At 56.1% G+C, this 20,061-nt stretch carries 18 protein-coding genes; 3 read left to right on the forward strand and 15 right to left on the reverse strand.

Features of this window, described 5'->3' with window-relative positions:
• Window positions 1-309: 309 nt before the first annotated feature.
• The 8 genes from sucD to sdhC all read right to left on the reverse strand — a co-directional run bounded on the left by sucD (window position 310) and on the right by sdhC (window position 10,062).
• On the reverse strand, window positions 310-1,179 hold the full coding sequence (gene sucD, locus SPH27_RS08395) for a succinate--CoA ligase subunit alpha (RefSeq protein ID WP_008501094.1): 870 nt from the start codon (window positions 1,177-1,179) through the stop codon (window positions 310-312).
• The gene (gene sucC / locus SPH27_RS08400) at window positions 1,179-2,345 is read right to left on the reverse strand and encodes an ADP-forming succinate--CoA ligase subunit beta (protein WP_023310791.1); all 1,167 of its coding nucleotides are present in this window, start codon (window positions 2,343-2,345) and stop codon (window positions 1,179-1,181) included. Before sucC ends, sucD begins: the two co-directional genes overlap by 1 nt.
• Before the next feature lie 83 nt (window positions 2,346-2,428).
• Window positions 2,429-3,649, reverse strand: a complete 1,221-nt coding sequence (gene odhB / locus SPH27_RS08405; protein WP_008501093.1) for a 2-oxoglutarate dehydrogenase complex dihydrolipoyllysine-residue succinyltransferase — start codon at window positions 3,647-3,649, stop codon at window positions 2,429-2,431.
• A 14-nt stretch (window positions 3,650-3,663) separates the two neighbouring features.
• Entirely contained in the window at window positions 3,664-6,471 is a 2,808-nt protein-coding gene (gene sucA / locus SPH27_RS08410; protein ID WP_033144953.1) for a 2-oxoglutarate dehydrogenase E1 component, read from the reverse strand.
• 347 nt (window positions 6,472-6,818) lie between these two features.
• Window positions 6,819-7,535, reverse strand: coding sequence for a succinate dehydrogenase iron-sulfur subunit SdhB (gene sdhB / locus SPH27_RS08415; protein WP_008501090.1), 717 nt, complete (start codon window positions 7,533-7,535; stop codon window positions 6,819-6,821).
• A 15-nt stretch (window positions 7,536-7,550) separates the two neighbouring features.
• A complete protein-coding gene (gene sdhA, locus SPH27_RS08420) occupies window positions 7,551-9,317 on the reverse strand; it encodes a succinate dehydrogenase flavoprotein subunit (protein ID WP_023310789.1) in 1,767 nt (588 codons plus the stop codon).
• Entirely contained in the window at window positions 9,317-9,664 is a 348-nt protein-coding gene (gene sdhD, locus SPH27_RS08425; protein WP_008501088.1) for a succinate dehydrogenase membrane anchor subunit, read from the reverse strand. Before sdhD ends, sdhA begins: the two co-directional genes overlap by 1 nt.
• Window positions 9,658-10,062: a succinate dehydrogenase cytochrome b556 subunit gene (gene sdhC, locus SPH27_RS08430; RefSeq protein WP_020684965.1), complete on the reverse strand. Its 405-nt coding sequence runs from the start codon at window positions 10,060-10,062 to the stop codon at window positions 9,658-9,660. Before sdhC ends, sdhD begins: the two co-directional genes overlap by 7 nt.
• A gap of 639 nt (window positions 10,063-10,701) precedes the next feature.
• Here sdhC and SPH27_RS08435 point away from each other — a divergent pair.
• On the forward strand, window positions 10,702-11,985 hold the full coding sequence (locus SPH27_RS08435) for a citrate synthase (RefSeq protein WP_023334930.1): 1,284 nt from the start codon (window positions 10,702-10,704) through the stop codon (window positions 11,983-11,985).
• Between the two features lie 99 nt (window positions 11,986-12,084).
• Here SPH27_RS08435 and nei read toward each other — a convergent pair whose 3' ends face one another.
• From nei to SPH27_RS08470, 7 genes are all read right to left on the reverse strand, one after another.
• Window positions 12,085-12,876 (reverse strand): endonuclease VIII, encoded by a 792-nt coding sequence (nei, locus tag SPH27_RS08440; protein ID WP_182071392.1) that lies wholly within the window; start codon window positions 12,874-12,876, stop codon window positions 12,085-12,087.
• A 19-nt stretch (window positions 12,877-12,895) separates the two neighbouring features.
• Window positions 12,896-13,636 (reverse strand): 5-oxoprolinase subunit PxpA, encoded by a 741-nt coding sequence (gene pxpA, locus SPH27_RS08445; protein WP_182071391.1) that lies wholly within the window; start codon window positions 13,634-13,636, stop codon window positions 12,896-12,898.
• Window positions 13,623-14,555 carry a 5-oxoprolinase subunit PxpC gene (pxpC, locus tag SPH27_RS08450; RefSeq protein ID WP_045887707.1) on the reverse strand — a complete coding sequence of 311 codons (933 nt, stop codon included), beginning with the start codon at window positions 14,553-14,555 and terminating at the stop codon, window positions 13,623-13,625. Before pxpC ends, pxpA begins: the two co-directional genes overlap by 14 nt.
• The gene (gene pxpB, locus SPH27_RS08455) at window positions 14,549-15,205 is read right to left on the reverse strand and encodes a 5-oxoprolinase subunit PxpB (protein ID WP_182071390.1); all 657 of its coding nucleotides are present in this window, start codon (window positions 15,203-15,205) and stop codon (window positions 14,549-14,551) included. The genes pxpC and pxpB overlap by 7 nt, the downstream gene beginning before the upstream one ends.
• Before the next feature lie 14 nt (window positions 15,206-15,219).
• Window positions 15,220-15,963, reverse strand: coding sequence for a type 2 GTP cyclohydrolase I (locus SPH27_RS08460; protein WP_023310783.1), 744 nt, complete (start codon window positions 15,961-15,963; stop codon window positions 15,220-15,222).
• 10 nt (window positions 15,964-15,973) lie between these two features.
• Window positions 15,974-17,386, reverse strand: a complete 1,413-nt coding sequence (phrB, locus tag SPH27_RS08465; protein ID WP_182071389.1) for a deoxyribodipyrimidine photo-lyase — start codon at window positions 17,384-17,386, stop codon at window positions 15,974-15,976.
• A gap of 391 nt (window positions 17,387-17,777) precedes the next feature.
• Window positions 17,778-17,984 carry a YbfA family protein gene (locus tag SPH27_RS08470; protein WP_023310781.1) on the reverse strand — a complete coding sequence of 69 codons (207 nt, stop codon included), beginning with the start codon at window positions 17,982-17,984 and terminating at the stop codon, window positions 17,778-17,780.
• A 308-nt stretch (window positions 17,985-18,292) separates the two neighbouring features.
• Between SPH27_RS08470 and kdpF the strand changes: the two genes are divergently transcribed.
• Both kdpF and kdpA read left to right on the forward strand, forming a co-directional pair.
• Window positions 18,293-18,382 (forward strand): K(+)-transporting ATPase subunit F, encoded by a 90-nt coding sequence (kdpF, locus tag SPH27_RS08475; RefSeq protein WP_014069365.1) that lies wholly within the window; start codon window positions 18,293-18,295, stop codon window positions 18,380-18,382.
• The gene (gene kdpA, locus SPH27_RS08480; RefSeq protein WP_048981056.1) at window positions 18,382-20,061 is read left to right on the forward strand and encodes a potassium-transporting ATPase subunit KdpA; all 1,680 of its coding nucleotides are present in this window, start codon (window positions 18,382-18,384) and stop codon (window positions 20,059-20,061) included. Before kdpF ends, kdpA begins: the two co-directional genes overlap by 1 nt.

Below are 20,061 nucleotides of genomic sequence, written 5' to 3' on the forward strand. Positions count from 1 at the left end.
AAATACAATTAAGGTTATCAAGTCGATTGATGAATATAAACAGAAGTGATTTTTATTAACTCAGAAGCCCGAATGCCTAATTTATTCAGGACATAAATTTTAGTGCGTTTTTCGTTTTTTTCCATCCGCTCTCTTTAAGGTAAATAAATAACAATTATTTTACTTTTATCCCCCTCTCTAATTAACACCATTTAGTGACTATTGCATGACGCCCGGCAGGCAATAAAAAAGGCCGCTTTACAGCGGCCAACCATGTCGAAACGGACATTTTTATACTTCAACGCCCCCCTTTCGGGGAGCAGAGAGGACTTACTTAATGATGGATTTCAGTGCTTCGCCGATATCCGCCAGGCTGCGAACGGTTTTCACGCCTGCGGCTTCCAGCGCTGCGAATTTCTCATCAGCCGTACCCTTACCACCGGCGATGATCGCGCCTGCGTGACCCATACGCTTGCCTTTCGGCGCGGTCACACCCGCGATGTAACCGACTACTGGCTTGGTCACGTGTTCTTTGATGTAAGCAGCGGCTTCTTCTTCCGCGCTACCACCGATCTCACCGATCATCACGATCGCTTCGGTCTGTGGATCTTCCTGGAACAGCTTCAGGATGTCGATGAAGTTAGAGCCCGGAATTGGGTCACCGCCGATGCCCACGCAGGTGGACTGGCCGAAGCCGTAATCGGTAGTCTGCTTAACGGCTTCATAGGTCAGCGTACCGGAACGGGACACGATGCCCACTTTACCCGGCTTGTGAATGTGGCCCGGCATGATGCCGATTTTGCATTCGCCCGGGGTGATAACGCCAGGGCAGTTCGGGCCGATCATGCGCACGCCTGCTTCATCCAGCTTCACCTTCACGGTCAGCATATCCAGCGTCGGGATGCCTTCAGTGATGGTGATGATCAGCTTGATGCCTGCGTCGATCGCTTCCAGAATGGAGTCTTTGCAGAACGGTGCCGGAACGTAGATCACGGTCGCGGTTGCGCCCGTCGCTTCTACGGCTTCACGCACGGTGTTGAATACCGGCAGGCCCAGATGCGTGGTGCCGCCTTTACCTGGCGTTACGCCGCCAACCATCTGCGTGCCGTAGGCAATCGCCTGTTCGGAGTGGAAAGTCCCCTGGCTACCGGTGAAGCCCTGGCAGATAACCTTGGTATCTTTATTAATTAAAACTGACATTATTTCCCCTCCACTGCGGCAACAACCTGCTGAGCTGCATCCGTCAGACTTTTCGCTGCAATAATATTCAGGCCGCTGTCAGCCAGTTTTTTCGCGCCGAGTTCAGCGTTGTTACCTTCCAGACGCACAACCACCGGAACGTTAACACCCACTTCTTCTACCGCACCGATGATACCGTCGGCGATCAGGTCGCAACGAACGATGCCGCCGAAGATGTTAACCAGAACGGCCTTCACGTTGTCGTCAGAGAGGATGATTTTGAACGCTTCGGTTACGCGCTCTTTGGTTGCGCCACCGCCTACGTCGAGGAAGTTTGCTGGCTCACCGCCGTGCAGCTTAACGATGTCCATGGTGCCCATTGCCAGGCCCGCACCGTTAACCATGCAGCCGATGTTGCCGTCCAGCGCCACGTAGTTCAGCTCCCACTGTGCAGCCTGCGCTTCACGCGGATCTTCCTGAGACTGGTCGCGCATTTCGCGCAGATCGGACTGGCGGAACAGCGCGTTGCCGTCAGCGCCCAGCTTGCCGTCGAGGCAGATCAGGTCGCCCTGGGTGGTGATCACCAGCGGGTTGATCTCGATCAGCGCCAGGTCGCGCTCCAGGAAGATGTTCGCCAGACCCATGAAGATCTTGGTGAACTGCTGAACCAGCTTGCCTTCCAGGCCCAGTTTGAACGCCAGCTCGCGACCCTGGTAAGGCATCGGGCCCGCCAGCGGATCGATTGCCACTTTGTGGATCAGGTGCGGGGTTTCTTCCGCCACTTTTTCGATTTCCACGCCGCCTTCGGTAGACGCCATGAACACCACGCGACGGGAGCTACGGTCAACAACCGCGCCCAGGTACAGTTCTTTCGCGATGTCGGTCGCCGCTTCAACCAGGATCTGGTTAACCGGCTGGCCGTTCGCATCTGTCTGGTACGTTACCAGACGCTTGCCGAGCCAATGTTCAGCAAACGCACGAATCTCTTCTTTGCTCTTAACAACCTTCACACCGCCCGCTTTACCACGGCCACCAGCGTGAACCTGACACTTAACTACCCAAGGGCCGGAACCGATTTTAGATGCGGCTTCTTCTGCTTCACGCGGGGTAGTACAGGCATAACCCACCGGAGCCGGTAAGCCATACCGGGCAAACAGCTGTTTGGCCTGATATTCATGTAAGTTCATGTGTTCTATCCATCCTTCAGGTAATCGTTAGGTCGTGCTTTTATTGGCCCGGCAGCCATACGCCGCCGGGCAAGACTGCAAAACTAGACGTCCAGCAGCAGACGGGTTGGATCTTCCAGCAGCTCTTTAATCGCGACCAGGAAGCCCACGGACTCGCGGCCGTCGATCAGGCGGTGATCGTACGAGAGCGCCAGGTACATCATCGGCAGGATCTCAACTTTACCGTCTACCGCCATAGGGCGATCTTTAATGGCATGCATACCCAGGATCGCGCTCTGCGGCGGGTTAATGATCGGGGTAGACATCAGCGAGCCGAATACGCCGCCGTTGGTAATGGTGAAGTTACCGCCGGTCAGGTCGTCTACGGTCAGCTTGCCGTCGCGGCCTTTTACAGCCAGCTCTTTAATGTTTTTCTCGATGTCAGCCATACCCAGGGTATCTACATCACGCAGAACCGGGGTGACCAGGCCGCGTGGAGTAGAAACCGCCATGCTGACGTCGAAATAGTTGTGGTAAACCACGTCATCGCCATCGATAGACGCGTTCACTTCCGGGTAGCGTTTCAGCGCTTCAACTACCGCCTTAACGTAGAAGGACATAAAGCCCAGACGGATACCGTGACGTTTTTCAAACGCGTCACCGTACTGCTTGCGCAGGTCCATGATTGGCTTCATGTTCACTTCGTTGAAGGTGGTCAGCATCGCGGTGGAGTTTTTCGCTTCCAGCAGACGCTCGGCCACGCGCTTGCGCAGGCGAGTCATTGGCACGCGTTTTTCGCTGCGGGCACCCAGAGCAGGCTGTGCTGCTGGTGCTGCCGCAGGGGCTTTCGCTTCTGCCTGAGCTGGCGCTTTCGCAAGGTGTTTGTCGATGTCTTCGCGGGTCAGACGACCGCCCACACCGGTGCCTTTGATGGCTGCCGGGTCAAGGCTGTGTTCAGCCAGCAGGCGACGGATCGCCGGGCTGAGGGCGTCGTTAGACTGTTCTTCCAGAGAAGCCTGCTGGCGCTGAGCCGGCGTAGAGGCTTTCTCTTCAGATTTCGCGCTGGACTCTTTGCCCGCGCTGTTGCCTTCACGCAGGCGACCCAGGATCTGACGAGAGGTTACGGTGGTGCCTTCATCTTCCAGCACCGCGTCCAGAACGCCATCCGCCGAAGCCGGTACTTCCAGTACCACTTTGTCAGTTTCGATTTCTACCAGCACTTCATCGCGCTTAACGGCATCGCCTGGTTTTTTGTGCCAGGTAGCGACGGTCGCATCTGCTACGGATTCAGGCAGGTCGGGAACAAGAATATCTACGCTACTCATTTTGTATCCTTTAATTAATCGACGTTCAGCGCGTCATTGACCAGATCTTGTTGCTGCTTCTGGTGAACGGACATATACCCTACCGCCGGAGAGGCGGAGGCCGGGCGACCTGCATAACGCAGGGCTGACCCAAATGGAATCACTTCACGGAAATGATGCTGGCTGCAGTACCATGCGCCCTGGTTGAGCGGCTCTTCCTGGCACCAGACAAAATCATGTACGTGAGCATATTGTTTCAGCACTTCCTGCATCGCCTGATGCGGGAACGGATAAAGCTGTTCGATACGCACGATGGCGACATCTTTCTGATCGTTCTTGCGGCGCTGTTCCAGCAGGTCGTAATAAACCTTACCAGAACACATCACCACGCGCTTCACGCCCTGCGGATCCAGCTCGTCAATTTCACCGATGGCTGGCAGGAAGGTTCCGTTCGCCAGTTCTTCCAGGCTCGACACCGCCAGCGGGTGACGCAGCAGGGATTTCGGCGACATCACCACCAGCGGACGGCGCATACCGCGCAGCGCCTGACGACGCAGCATGTGGTAGACCTGAGCCGGGGTGGACGGTACGCAGACCTGCATATTCTGCTCGGCGCAGAGCTGCAGATAACGTTCCAGACGCGCGGAGGAGTGCTCCGGACCCTGACCTTCATAACCGTGCGGCAGCAGCATCACCAGGCCACACATGCGGCCCCACTTCTGCTCGCCGGAGGAGATGAACTGGTCGATAACCACCTGCGCGCCGTTGGCGAAGTCACCGAACTGCGCTTCCCAGATGGTCAGGGTGCGTGGTTCAGCGGTGGCATAACCGTATTCGAAGGCCAGAACCGCTTCTTCAGACAGCACGGAGTCCCAGACCTTGAACTGGCCCTGACCGTTGTGCACGTGCTGCAGCGGGGTGTAGGTTGAACCGTTGGACTGGTTGTGAACAACCGCGTGACGGTGGAAGAAGGTCCCACGGCCCGCATCTTCACCGGACAGACGAACAGGAATGCCTTCGTCAACCAGCGTTGCGTAAGCCAGCGTTTCCGCGCCGCCCCAGTCGAACAGCTTCTCGCCTGCCGCCATGGACTGACGGTCAGCGTAAATTTTCGCCACGCGAGACTGCATCTCGATAGCGTCCGGTACGGTGCTGATGCGTTTAGCCAGCTCCTGCAGGCGCTTCATCTCAACCTTGTTCGGGTAGCTCTCATCCCACTCGTGGTTGAGGTACGGCGACCAGGTAAAGGAGTGCATGTTCATCGGGCGCAGTTCTTTCACCACGCATTCACCCGCATCCAGCGCGTCGCGGTAGAGGTTGACCATTTCGGTCGCATCTTCCAGCGTCGTCACTTTGTCGCTCTCCAGCTTGTCAGCATAGATTTTGCGCGGGGTCGGGTGTTTTTTGATTTTCTGATACATCAACGGCTGGGTTGCACTTGGCTCGTCCGCTTCGTTGTGGCCGTGACGGCGGTAGCAGAAGAGGTCAATGAATACATCGCGTTTAAAGGTATTACGGAAATCCAGCGCCAGACGGGTAACGAAAGCAACGGCTTCCGGGTCATCCGCGTTAACGTGGAAGATTGGCGCCTGCACCATCTTACCGATGTCGGTGCAGTATGGGGTAGAACGCGCGTCCAGCGGGTTAGAGGTGGTAAAGCCCACCTGGTTGTTGATCACGATGCGAACGGTACCGCCCACTTCGTAACCACGCGCTTTCGACATGTTCAGGGTTTCCTGAACCACGCCCTGCCCTGTTACCGCCGCATCGCCGTGGATGGTAATTGGCAGCACTTTATTGCTGCTCGGTTCGTCCAGACGATCCAGACGCGCACGCACGGAACCGATAACCACCGGGCTAACGATTTCCAGGTGTGACGGGTTAAACGCCAGCGCCAGGTGAACCAGACCGCCTTCGGTTTCGATATCCGACGAGAAGCCCATGTGGTACTTCACGTCGCCGGTGCCGAGGTGTTCTTTATGTTTGCCCGCGAATTCGTCGAACAGGTCCTGCGGTTTTTTACCCAGCACGTTGACCAGCACGTTCAGACGACCACGGTGCGCCATGCCCAGTACCACTTCACGGGTGCCGCTCTTGCCTGCGTGACGAATCAGCTCTTTGAGCATCGGCACCAGCGCGTCGCCGCCTTCCAGCGAGAAGCGTTTTGCACCCGGGAATTTCGCGCCCAGATAGCGCTCAAGCCCTTCCGCTGCGGTCAGTTCGTTCAGGAAGCGTTTTTTCTCGTCAGCCGAGAAGGTCGCGTGGCCCGCTACGGATTCGATGCGCTGCTGGATCCAGCGTTTCTCTTCGGTAGAGGTAATGTGCATGTATTCCGCGCCGATGGAGCCGCAGTAGGTTTGCTTGAGCGCGTCAATCAGATCGCCCAGCTTCATCGTGTCTTTGCCGATGGCAAAGGAACCTACGTTAAAGCTTTCCTGGAAATCGGCCTCGGTCAGATCGTGATACGCCGGATCGAGATCGGCCACACGGTCTTGCTGCCACAGTCCCAGCGGATCGAGATTCGCATGCTGGTGACCGCGGAAGCGATAAGCGTTGATAAGCTGCAGGACTTTAACCTGCTTCGCATTAGTGTCAGGGTCGGAAATCGCAGAAGAGTAACGTGAGGCATCCTTCGCCAGACGACGGAAATAATCACGTGTTTTGGAATGGAATTGATCCGGTTTGACCCCTGTGCCAGGCAACTGCTGGAACATGGAACGCCAGTTTGCGTCCACTGAGTCAGGATCGGTTAAGAAGTCTTCATAGAGCTGTTCAATCCAGCTCTGGTTCGCACCAGAAAGGAAAGAAGAGTCCAGCCAGGCTTTCATTGCGCCGTTCTGCATCGTGATCCCTTAAGCATTTTTATGCTTACTTTCGCCGTAGAAACTACCACGCACACACCGTGTACGTGCCGGGGTTCACCTGCGAGCTCTTTTACTTTGGCCCGCGAAGGAACCTTTAGAAACTGTCTAAATAATCTTCGTCGTTCCGGCTGCGACTGCGTTGCGGCTTTCACTCACCCCAGTCACATAGTTCACTATGCTCCTGGGATTCGTTCAACCGCGCCTTGTCTCGCGCTGAACGTCTCGATTATTTACTTATCTGGCAGTTTTTAAAGGTTTCTGCAATCTGTTCCCTCTCCCTTTGGGAGAGGGTTAGGGTGAGGGGAACAGCGCTCCCCTCTCACTACTTACGCACTGCGCTGCAGCAGCATCGACTTAATATGGCCGATGGCGCGCGTCGGGTTCAGCCCCTTCGGACACACACTGACGCAGTTCATGATGCTATGGCAGCGGAATACGCTGAAAGCGTCACTCAGCCCTTCCAGACGGCTGTCGGTTTCGGTGTCGCGGCTATCGATCAGGAAGCGATAGGCAGCCAGCAGACCGGCCGGGCCGATAAACTTGTCCGGGTTCCACCAGAACGAAGGGCAGGACGTTGAACAGCATGCGCAGAGAATACACTCGTACAACCCATCGAGTTTTTCACGCTGCTCAGGAGACTGTAAGTGCTCGCGAGCGGGTGGATTTTGCCCATTATTCAATAAGTAAGGCTTAATCTTCTCATATTGTGCATAGAATTGCCCCATGTCTACCACCAAATCACGCACGACCGGCAGGCCTGGCAGAGGACGGATAACAATTTTCTGACCAGGACGCTGCAACGCTGAAATTGGCGTGATGCAGGCCAGGCCATTTTTGCCGTTCATGTTCACACCGTCAGAGCCACAAACCCCTTCACGGCAGGAGCGGCGGAACGACAGCGTAGGATCTTTTTCTTTCAGCTGGATTAAGGCATCCAGCAGCATCATGTCGCGACCTTCTTCCGCTTCCAGGGTGTAGTCCTGCATACGCGGAGCGTCATCAACATCCGGGTTATAACGATAAACTGAGAATTCGAGTTTCATTATCCTGTCTCCGCATTAGTAAGTACGAATCTTCGGCGGGAACGCCGGACGCAGTTTCGGTTCCATGTTGACGCTACGACGCGTCATGGATTCCGACTCTGGCAGATACAGGGAATGGCACAGCCAGTTTTCGTCATCACGATCCGGGAAGTCGAAGCGGCTATGCGCGCCACGGCTTTCGGTACGGAAGTTTGCCGACATCGCCGTCGCGAACGCGGTTTCCATCAGGTTATCCAGCTCCAGGCACTCAACGCGCTGGGTGTTGAATTCGCTGGAGGTGTCGTCCAGACGGGCATTTTTCAGACGCTCGCGGATAGCTTTCAGCTGCTCAAGACCTTTGGCCATCGCGTCGCCTTCGCGGAATACCGAGAAGTTGTGCTGCATGCATTCCTGCAGCGCTTTACGGATTTCCACCGGATCTTCGCCGTTACGGTTACCGTTCCAGCGGTTGAGGCGCTCAAGAGAGGCATCAATTTCGTCGTCGGTTGCGTCACGCAGCGCGCCCTGCTCGGCAATGGATTCCTGCAGATGCAGACCGACTGCACGACCAAACACCACCAGGTCCAGCAGGGAGTTGCCGCCCAGACGGTTTGCACCGTGTACGGATACGCAGGCAATTTCGCCTACCGCGAACAGGCCAGGAATGACCACGTCTTCGCCCTGCTCGTTTACGGTCAGCGCCTGACCGGTCACTTTGGTCGGAATACCGCCCATCATGTAGTGGCAGGTTGGGATAACCGGAATCGGCTCTTTCACCGGGTCGACGTGTGCGAAGGTGCGGGACAGCTCCAGGATGCCCGGCAGACGGGACTCCAGAACTTCTTTACCCAGGTGGTCGAGCTTCAGCTTCGCGTGTGGACCCCATGGGCCGTCACAGCCGCGGCCTTCACGGATTTCGATCATGATGGAACGCGCCACCACGTCACGACCCGCCAGGTCTTTCGCATTCGGGGCATAACGCTCCATGAAGCGCTCGCCGTGCTTGTTCAGCAGGTAACCACCTTCACCGCGGCAGCCTTCTGTTACCAGAACGCCCGCACCGGCGATACCGGTTGGGTGGAACTGCCACATCTCCATATCCTGCACCGGCACGCCCGCGCGGATAGCCATACCGACACCGTCACCGGTATTGATGTGGGCGTTGGTGGTGGACTGATAGATACGGCCTGCGCCGCCGGTAGCCAGCACGGTAGCGCGGGCTTTGAAGTAAACCACTTCACCGGTTTCGATGCACAGCGCGGTACAGCCGACGATTGCGCCATCGGCGTTTTTCACCAGATCCAGCGCGTACCACTCGGAGAAGATGGTGGTATGGTTTTTCAGGTTCTGCTGATACAGGGTGTGCAGCAGTGCGTGACCGGTACGGTCAGCCGCCGCCGCGGTACGTGCCGCCTGCTCGCCGCCGAAGTTTTTCGACTGGCCGCCAAACGGACGCTGATAGATGGTGCCATTTTCCAGACGGGAGAACGGCAGACCCATGTGGTCCAGCTCCAGAATCGCTTCCGGGCCGGTTTTACACATATATTCGATGGCATCCTGGTCGCCGATGTAGTCGGAACCTTTTACCGTGTCGTACATGTGCCATTCCCAGTTATCTTCATGGGAGTTGCCCAGCGCAACGGTGATACCGCCCTGCGCAGACACAGTGTGGGAACGGGTCGGGAAAACTTTAGAGAGCAGCGCACAGGTCTGGCCGCTCTGGGAAATTTGCAGTGCGGCACGCATACCTGCGCCACCGGCACCAATTACAACAGCATCAAATTCTCTGACTGGCAGTTTCATTACACACCCCACACCACAACGAATCCATAAATAACGTAAACCACCAGTGCAACAACAATGGCCAGCTGCAGTGGGAGGCGAATCGCCAGCGGTTTAACGTAATCGGTCAACACCTGCCACATGCCAATCCAGGCATGAATAAGGATGGAGAACAGAGCCAGCAGGGTGAACACTTTGGTGAAGGCGGATCCGAAGAACCCACTCCAGATTTCCCACGTCAGCGTGCCGCTGGTCGCGAAGAAACCGATCATATAGATGATGTAAAGAGTGAGAACGATGGCGGTAGCACGGACCAGAATGAAGTCATGTACGCCGTTGCGTCCTAATGCGGAGGCGTTGCTTACCATACGAGAACTCCTGCGAGAAGTGAAAGCACGACAGTAATCACAAATGAAATGTTAGCGGAGCGTTTCCCGGCTTCGAAAGTCTCTTCCAGGTAGCCAAAGTCCATCAGCATATGGCGAACACCCACGACGACGTGGTACGCCAGCGCGGTCAGAATGCCCCACATGATAAATTTCACGAAGAAGCTGTTCATGATGGCGGAGGCCTGGAGGAATCCTTCAGGGGAAGAGAGGCTGGTGCCCAGTAACCACAGCAAAATACCGACCGCCACAAACGTAATCACACCAGAAACACGGTGCAGAATGGACGCTATTGCTGTTACAGGGAACCGGATCGTTTTGAGATCCAGATTGACAGGTCTTTGTTTTTTCACATTTCTTATCATGAATAACGCCCACATGCTGTTCTTATTGTTTCCTTCCTCCGGACTGCGATGCGGGTCAAGCAGCGTTCCTTTTCTATAACTGCGCGTCATGCAAAACACTGCTTCCAGATGCTTAAACGACACGTTACAACGCTGGGTGGCTCGGGATTGCAGGGTGTTCCGGAGACCTGGCGGCAGTATAGGCCGTTCACAAAATCATTACAATTAACCTACATACAGTTTGTCGGGTTTTCTCTGGAACAGTGATCAGGGTCACGATAACAACATATTTTTAATTTTTAATCATCTGATTTGACAAATGTTAAACAATATTGTTACAAACGTCATCAGAAAAGGCATATAATGCGCAAAAGTTATGAGGTCTCTCTTTCACCTGACAAATAGTTATGTAACAGTGTGATGGTATTGACCGAAGTTATCAGGACAGTTATTAGTGATATACAGGTTTGAATAATTCGGACTGCAAAAACGCTGATTTGCTGTTGTTTCACTGATATTTCATTCGTTTACCTGCAAGGCGCCATAGCTCTGTACCCTGGTTTGTCCTCGTGAGCTGAGCGGTAAGCCAAATAACAATCTGGTAACGGTGATTAACAGCTGAAAGCAAATCCGGTAAAGCGCAGTCTTAAGCATAAGGCGCTAAGGAGACCGTAAATGGCTGATACAAAGGCAACGCTCACCCTAAATGGTGACACTGCTATTGAACTGGATGTGCTAAAAGGCACGCTCGGTCAGGATGTTATTGATATCCGTACGCTGGGTTCTAAAGGTGTGTTCACCTTTGACCCTGGATTTACCTCTACCGCATCTTGCGAATCCAAAATCACCTACATTGACGGTGACGAAGGTATCCTGCTCCATCGCGGCTTCCCCATCGATCAGTTAGCCACCGAATCCAACTATCTGGAAGTGTGCTACATCCTGCTGAACGGCGAAAAACCGACGCAGGCACAGTACGATGAATTCAAAACCACCGTGACCCGTCACACCATGATCCATGAGCAGATTACCCGTCTGTTCCATGCGTTCCGCCGTGACTCTCACCCGATGGCGGTGATGTGCGGGATTACCGGTGCGCTGGCGGCGTTCTACCACGACTCCCTTGACGTGAATAATCCGCGTCACCGCGATATCGCGGCGTTCCGCCTGCTGTCCAAAATGCCTACCATGGCGGCGATGTGTTACAAATACTCCATCGGCCAGCCGTTTGTGTATCCGCGCAACGACCTCTCCTACGCGGGTAACTTCCTGCGCATGATGTTCTCCACGCCGTGCGAAGAGTACGAAGTGAACCCGGTGCTGGAACGCGCGATGGACCGTATTCTGATCCTGCACGCTGACCACGAACAAAACGCCTCTACCTCTACCGTCCGTACCGCGGGCTCTTCGGGCGCAAACCCGTTCGCCTGTATCGCTGCGGGCATCGCCTCCCTGTGGGGACCGGCGCACGGTGGCGCGAACGAAGCAGCACTGAAGATGCTGGAAGAGATCAGCACCGTTGAGCACATTCCTGAGTTCGTGCGTCGTGCGAAAGACAAGAATGACTCCTTCCGCCTGATGGGCTTCGGTCACCGTGTTTACAAAAACTACGACCCGCGCGCCACCGTCATGCGTGAGACCTGCCACGAAGTGCTGAAAGAGCTGGGTACCAAAGATGACCTGCTGGAAGTGGCGATGGAGCTGGAACACATCGCTCTGAACGACCCGTACTTCATCGAGAAGAAACTCTACCCGAACGTCGATTTCTACTCTGGCATTATTCTGAAAGCGATGGGCATTCCGTCTTCCATGTTCACCGTGATCTTCGCCATGGCCCGTACCGTAGGCTGGATTGCGCACTGGAACGAAATGCACAGCGAAGGCATGAAAATCGCCCGTCCTCGTCAGCTGTATACCGGCTACGAGCAGCGTGATTTTAAGTCTGATATTAAGCGCTAACAGGAGTTGGGTGCGGCCTGATGCCCTCACCCCGGCCCTCTCCCACAGGGAGAGGGTGAACACCTTAAAAACGGTAACCCCTGAGTTACCGTTTTACTTTTATTTCTGGCAGTGCGGGCACCAGTAAAAGGGTCTCGAAGAAAGCATAATCCTGTCAATAATCCCGCCGCATCGCTCGCACTTTTTCCCCGCCCGATGAAACACCTTGAACCGGAACAGCGCCCCGTGATGCGTGTTCTCATCCGCCACGCCGCGCGTGTTGTACGACAGCCGCGGAATATCCAGCAGCGCGTGGGATAACGCCTCCAGCTGTTCATCGCTCAGCTGAGACGCTTTATGCTGCGGCGCCAGCCCGACTTCCCATAAGATTTCAACCCGCAAATAGTTGCCTAAGCCAGCCAGAAAAGCCTGATCGAGCAATAACCCGGAAAACTGCCGGTTGCGGAATTTAGGGGATAGCAGTCGGGCCTTCACGTCGCTTGCCGTCAGGCGCATGTCCAGCACGTCAGGCCCGACCCGCTGCAGGAACGGGTGCGTCAGCAGCTGCTCCGGCGTTAACATTTCGATATCCGACGCGCTATAGAGCAGGATCGCCTTATCCGCCGTTTGCAGCCTGACGCGCAGCACGCGGGTGGTTTGCGGCTGCTCGTCCGCCTCCACCACGCGCCAGACGCCGTAAAGCTGGTTATGGCTATATAACGTCAGGTTATGTGAAAAGTGCGTGAGCAAGGCCTTGCCACGCGTTTCAATATGGGTCACCGTCTGGCCCACCAGCTGTGATTCAAACGGTTTCAGTTGAGGAAAAGCAAACCAGACATCCGTCAGGGGTTTGCCCTTTATCGCCGCCTCCAGGCTATCCGCCGCGCGGCGGATCTCCGGACCTTCAGGCATTTTTGTGTCCTTATCGTCATTATTCGGCGCTGACGAGGATACCCTCTTCAGAAAACGCTGCCCGCAAGCGGCGCGCGAACTGGAGCGCATGCTCGCCGTCGCCGTGTAAACATACCGTATCGGCCTGAACGTTTGCCGCTGTTCCATCCACGGCGGTCACCCGCCCGGCGCGCACCATCTCCAGCGTCTGCGCCAGCGCTTTGCCTTCATCGGTAATCAGCGCCCCGGCCTGCGTCCTCGGCACCAGGCTGCCGTCCGGCTGGTATCCCCGATCGGCAAACACTTCCTGACGCGTGGTCAGCCCCAGCCGTTGTCCGGCGCGAATCAGCTCGCTGCCCGCCAGACCCACAAGGATCAGCTGCGGGCTGCAGTCCCACACCGCGCGGGCAATGGCGTCCGCCAGATCCGCATCTTTCGCCGCCTGGTTGTAAAGCATGCCGTGCGGCTTCACGTGGCGCATCACGCCGTTCTGGGCGCGCACCATCGCCTCCAGCGCGCCGATCTGGTAGAGCACCTGCGCATAGACCGTCGCAGGGGGCAGATCCATCGCCGTGCGGCCAAAGTTTTCCCGATCGGGAAAGCTGGGGTGAGCCCCAATCGCGACGCCGTTTTCAATGGCATTACGCACGCTCTCCAGCATGGTTTGCGCATCGCCAGCGTGAAAGCCGCAGGCTATATTGACCGAGGTGACCAGGGTCATCAGTTCCGCATCAGCGCTGCTTCCCTCCCCCAGATCGGCGTTCAAATCAATCTTTACCATCAAGCCTCCACGCCAGCTGTTCGAGATAACGCTGCCGATCCTGCCGCGCTTTCAGCGCCTCCTCCAGCGAACATTGCACGAAGTGAATCGGCTGACCGAGGGGAATTTGCGCCAGATGGTAGCGATCCGCTTCAATGATGCAGGCAATGCGCGGATAACCGCCGGTAGTTTGCGCATCGTTCATTAACACGATGGGCTGACCGTTCCCCGGCACCTGAATAACCCCCGGCAATAAACCGTGGGAGAGCAGTTCCCGATCCGTCGTGCGGGTCAGCGGCTGACCCTGCAGGCGGTAGCCCATGCGGTTACTCTGCGGGCTGATCTTCCACGGCGCGCGCCAGAAGGACTCTTTAGAAGCCTCGTCAAACTCATGATATTCCGGCCCCGGTAAGGCACGGATCTGGTTTCCCCACAGCAGCTGTTTTACGCCCTGCGTGGTCGAGAAATGGCGCGCGGAGGCTTTGATTGCCAGCCGATCGCCGTCGCGCAACAAACGCCCTTCGTGACCGCCGATCCCGGCTTTTTGATCGGTACTGGATGAACCCAATACCTCCGGCACGTCGATGCCGCCAGCCACCGCGAGATAGCTACGCACGCCGTGCAGCGGACGTTTGAGCGTCAGGCGCTGCCCGGCTTTCGCCCGCAGCCGCCAGCCGGTCCACACCGCTTTGCCATCCAGCGTCGCATCACACCCTGCGCCGGTTAAGGCAAACCAGGTCTCCTGACCAAACTCAATCACACACTGACCCAGCGTAATTTCTAGCGCCGCCGTGCTGCCTGGGTTGCCCACAAGCAGGTTGGCAATCTCCAGCGAAGGACGGTCAAGCGCACCGCAGTAGCTCACGCCCGACTGGCGAAGACCAAAGCGCCCGGCATCCTGTACGGAGGTGTAAAGCCCGGCGCGAATAAGCGTTAACATACCCCCTCCTTCTGCGGGATAAAGCGAAGGGTATCGCCGGGACGCAGGAGTATTGGCGTCTCCAGCCCGGGTTCAAATAACGGTGTAGCGGTATGCCCAATAAGCTGCCAGCCGCCAGGCGATGTCAGCGGATAAACGCCGGTCTGCTCGCCGCCGATAGCCACCGTTCCCGCCGGGACGCTCAGGCGCGGCTCGGCACGGCGTGGCGTATGCAGCCGGGGAGATAACCCGCCCAGATACGGGAATCCGGGCTGAAACCCCAGGAACCAGACCACGTAGTCAACCGAGCTGTGCAGCTCAACAACCTGCTTTTCGGTTAATCCGCAGTGGTCTGCCACCACGCCAAGATCCGGCCCACCCGTACCGCCATAAACGACCGAGATCTCAATGGCGCGCGATTCCGGCTCCAGCGCCTCGCTCTCTTCCCACCAGCGCTGCAAACGCTCAATGGCATCCAGCGCCAGGGTATGCGGGCTACGCAGCACCACGGTGATGTTATTCATCCCCGGAATGGCTTCAACCACCTCCGGTAGTTCGGCCAGACGCTGGGTCAGCCGCCAGATACGCTTTTGCGTGGCAAGCGTCACCGGTGGTTCAAGCTCCAGAACCACGGCGGTTTCACCCAGAAGATAACAACGCGCTCGCTGCACTTAACTACCTCTCGTCAGGCTGGGTTAGGGATATCAATAAAGGTCACATCCAGATCGGTATTTTCCGTCAGCCACTCGCTGAGGGCGCGAATGCCGCCGCGCTCGGTGGCGTGATGGCCAGCCGCGTAAAAATGCAGCCCCTGTTCACGCGCCGAATGAATGGTCTGCTCGGAAACTTCGCCGGTGATAAAAGCATCGACGCCGAAACGCGCGGCGCTGTCGATAAAGCCCTGACCGCCACCGGTACACCATGCGACACGCTTCACCGTATCCGGACCGGTATCACCGCTCCACAGCGGACGACGGCCCAGGCGCGCTTCAATCCATGATGCCAGCTCCAGCCCTGGAACCGGCATCGCCAGCTCGCCCCACGGCACCAGCGGCTCAATTTCACCCATCACGGTAATCCCCAGTAGCTGCGCCAGCTGGACGTTGTTGCCGAGCTCCGGGTGCGCATCCAGCGGCAGATGATAGCCGTACAGGTTGATGTCATTAGCCAGCAGCGTTTTCAGACGATTGCGCTTCATCCCGCGAATAATCGGCGATTCGTTTTTCCAGAAGTAACCGTGATGAACAATCACCGCGTCGGCGTTCTGACGAACGGCCTCGTCCAGCAGCGCCTGGCTTGCCGTCACGCCGGTGATAATTTTTTGCACCGTCTCACGACCTTCAACCTGGAGCCCGTTCGGGCCGTAATCGCTGAAGGAGGTACTGTTCAGTTTTTCGTTAATCAGGCTTTCCAGTTCGCTGTTTTTCATCATCACTCTCTTATGCTTTGCGGGCAGCTTCGTACGCCGCCAGCGTGGCGACACGCGCCTGTTTATGGTCGACAATCGGACGAGGGTAATCCAGCTTTACACGTTGTTTATCCGCCCATGCCCACGGTTCGTGGATCGCTTTAGCAGGTATTCCGTTAAGTTCAGGAACCCAGCGGCGGATAAACTCGCCGTCCGCATCAAATTTTTGCCCCTGCGTGGTCGGATTGAAAATCCGGAAATAGGGCGCGGCATCGGTGCCGGTAGAGGCTGCCCACTGCCAGCCGCCGTTATTCGCTGCGAGATCGCCATCGATCAGCTGAGAGATAAAATAGCGCTCTCCGATACGCCAGTCGATAAGCAGATCCTTCACCAGAAAGCTGGCGGTAATCATCCGCAGGCGGTTATGCATCCACCCCGTCTCGTTAAGCTGACGCATGGCGGCATCGACTATCGGGTAACCCGTCTGCCCGCTTTGCCAGGCTTTAAGCTGCTTATCATTCGATTGCCACTTTACATTATCGGTCCAGCCAATGAAGGGCCGATGTTTACATAAATCAGGGTGATACGTCATCAGATGGCGGTAGAACTCGCGCCAGATGAGTTCATTCAGCCAGACGGACCCTGCGCCCCCCTCCAGCGCCTGCGGCTGCTCCGCCAGCAGACGATGCAAACACTGGCGCGGTGAGATCGCGCCCAGCGCCAGACAGGCCGACAGGCGGCTGGTACCCTCGATGGCGGGAAAATCCCGACGCGCGTCGTAACTGGCTGCGTCCTGCTTGCAGAACTGGCGCAGTTGGGCGATGGCCGCTTTCTCATCGGCGGGGAACAGCGTTTCATCAAACGGCTGCTGAGGGTAATCAAACGTCAGCTCAGGCAGATCCTTTATGGCTTCGCCTCGCACGGCAGGCGCGGCAACGCACTCCGGCAGCGCCTCTTTCAGACGTTTGATAAAGGCATTTTTAAACGGCGTAAAAACTTTATACATCTCGTGGTTGCCGGTCATCACGCTGCCCGGTGCTAGCATCACGCTGTCATCAAACCCTTCACAGACCACCCCTTCCAGCATCTTCTCCAGCTGACGGTCGCGCTGCTGTTCGTTGAATTCGTACTGATAGTTGTAAAAAAGATGCGTGACGTTGTGCTGCTTACATGTCTCCTGCACCGTCTGAAGCTGTGCGGCAAAATCACCCACTTCTTTATAGAGAAGCGGTATGCCTTTCCCGGCAAGCGAGTGCTGCAGATCGTTCAGATACGCCCGGAGCAAAGCCGCCTGCCGGGGGGCCATATCGTGCTGCCGCCACTGCTCGGGCGTGGCCATAAACAGGGCCAGTACGTTAGCGTCTTTGGCGCGGCAGGCTGCCGCAAGGGCGATGTTGTCATGTACGCGCAGGTCCGCGCGAAACCAAACCAGATGGGTGGGCATAAAACTCCAGGCAATTATCCATTATGTCCGTAAGGGCATGCCGTAAAAGGAAAAAGCATGCATTGAACTACTTTGCCATGAAGTGTAGACGGGATGAAATAAAAAAGGCCGTCAGGGCGGCCTTACAGACTGCTAACAAAGTATTTGATGTGCGTTTCGCCCGGCGGCGCTACGCTTGCACGGGCCTATAATGAAACATGCAATACTAGATATCTTTGCACTGTGTAGGCCGGGTAAGCGCAGCGTCACCTGGCAAGAAAGAGGGCTAAATATATGTCTGTAACCTCTGACGAAGGCCTGAAGCCACCCAACGGACCGCGAATCCCGAGGGACAAAAAAACCGCCAACAGTAATGTGGCGGTTTTTTTTATTGCTATGTGTAGTCTTAGTATCAGTAGAAATCGCAGGTCGCTTTCTCGGCCTGATCCATCCACACCGGCTTCTCGCTGGTTTTCGCCCAGACGCGGTGCAGATAGCTGTAAAAACGTGCACGATCTTTCCAGAACAGCATCACCGGCAGAGCCAGCACGCCAGCCACTACGGCGAAAGCGCGGCGCAAAAACACGATATGAGCCGGATACTCTTTATAAAGATCCATATTTTCTCCCCTATAGTTGGCCGGAAACGTCATCCGGAAAATTCAAAATCTGTGACCTGGCTAAAATAATATCGCTTTGTTTGTAATTTTACTACTCATCCGACCACTTATTTTTGCCCATTTAGTGAATATTTACATTCACGCCGTAATTAAGTTACAAAAAAGTTAACGGTTTACTTATCAATAGTTAAATTGTGGGCTTTGCCATTTTTATACTTTTTTTACACCCGCCCTCCCCATTTTTGCGAAATCTTTGCGCCGGAAATCCTACCGTTAGTACAACAACGAAAGTCACCTGGAGGTGGATTGTGAGTGCAGGTCTTATTGCCGGCATCGTGCTGGTGTTCCTGTTATTGGGTTATCTGGTCTATGCCCTGATAAATGCGGAGGCCTTCTGATGGCTGCTCAGGCGTTTCTGCTTATTGCCAGCTTCTTAGTGGTACTGTTCATTCTGGCAAGGCCACTGGGATCGGGACTGGCACGATTGATCAACAACGTTCCTTTGCCCGGCACGGGAAGCGTTGAAAAAGGGATCTGGCGCGTGCTGGGAATAGACGATCGGGAGATGAACTGGCGTCAGTATCTGATCGCCATTTTGCTGCTGAATATCGTTGGGCTCATTGCGCTTTTTGCCATGCTGATGCTGCAGGGCATCCTGCCGCTGAATCCGCAACAGTTACCGGGCCTGTCCTGGCATCTTGCGCTGAACACGGCGGTGAGCTTTGTCACTAACACCAACTGGCAGTCCTACGCCGGTGAAACCACGCTGAGCTATTTCAGCCAGATGGTCGGGTTAACCGTGCAAAACTTCCTCTCGGCCGCCAGCGGTATCGCCGTGATCTTCGCACTGACGCGTGCGTTTGCGCGTCAGAAAATCAATACCCTGGGTAACGCGTGGGTGGATTTGACGCGCATTACGCTGTGGATCCTGCTGCCAATTGCGCTGCTGATCGCGCTGTTCTTTATCCAGCAGGGCACCCTGCAAAACCTGATGCCTTACGCGCCCTATACCTCGCTGGAAGGTGCAAAACAGCTCCTGCCGATGGGGCCAGTAGCGTCACAGGAAGCCATCAAAATGCTCGGGACGAACGGGGGTGGCTTCTTCAACGCCAACTCTTCGCATCCGTTTGAAAACCCTACCGCATTAACCAATTTTGTGCAGATGCTGGCGATTTTCCTGATCCCCGCCGCGCTCTGCTTCGCCTTTGGTGACGTGGTTAACGATCGACGTCAGGGCCGCACCCTGCTCTGGACGATGTCACTTATCTTTGTAGTCTGCGTGGCGCTGGTGATGTGGGCTGAATGGAGCGGCAACGGCCATTTCATGCAGCTGGGGGCCAACAGCAATATCAATATGGAAGGTAAAGAGAGCCGCTTTGGCATTCTTGCCAGCAGCCTGTATGCGGTAGTCACCACGGCGGCCTCGTGCGGGGCAGTCAACGCCATGCATGATTCCTTTACGGCGCTGGGTGGCATGATCCCGATGTGGCTGATGCAGATTGGCGAAGTCGTCTTTGGCGGCGTGGGCTCGGGTCTTTACGGCATGCTGCTGTTCGTGCTGCTGGCGGTATTTATTGCCGGTTTGATGATTGGCCGCACTCCGGAATACCTCGGTAAAAAAATCGACGTTCGCGAGATGAAATTAACCGCGCTGGCGATTCTGGTCACCCCTGCGCTTGTGCTGCTCGGCACCGCGCTGGCGCTGATGACCGAGGCCGGACGCAGCGGCATCTTTAACCCCGGCATTCACGGTTTTAGCGAAGTGCTGTATGCCGTCTCCTCTGCCGCCAACAACAACGGCAGCGCCTTTGCGGGCTTAAGCGCCAACTCACCGTTCTGGAACTGCCTGCTGGCGTTCTGCATGTTTGTGGGTCGCTTTGGGATCATTGTGCCGGTGTTGGCGATTGCCGGATCGCTGGTGAATAAAAAAATCCAACCGACCACCACCGGGACATTACCGACCCACGGCGCGCTGTTTATCGGCCTGCTGACGGGTACCGTGTTACTGGTCGGCGCCCTGACCTTTATCCCCGCCCTCGCGTTAGGCCCGGTCGCGGAATACCTCTCTTTACGCTGA

The sequence above is a fragment of the Enterobacter sp. A103 genome, from assembly GCF_034427535.1.
Lineage (GTDB): Bacteria > Pseudomonadota > Gammaproteobacteria > Enterobacterales > Enterobacteriaceae > Enterobacter > Enterobacter asburiae_B.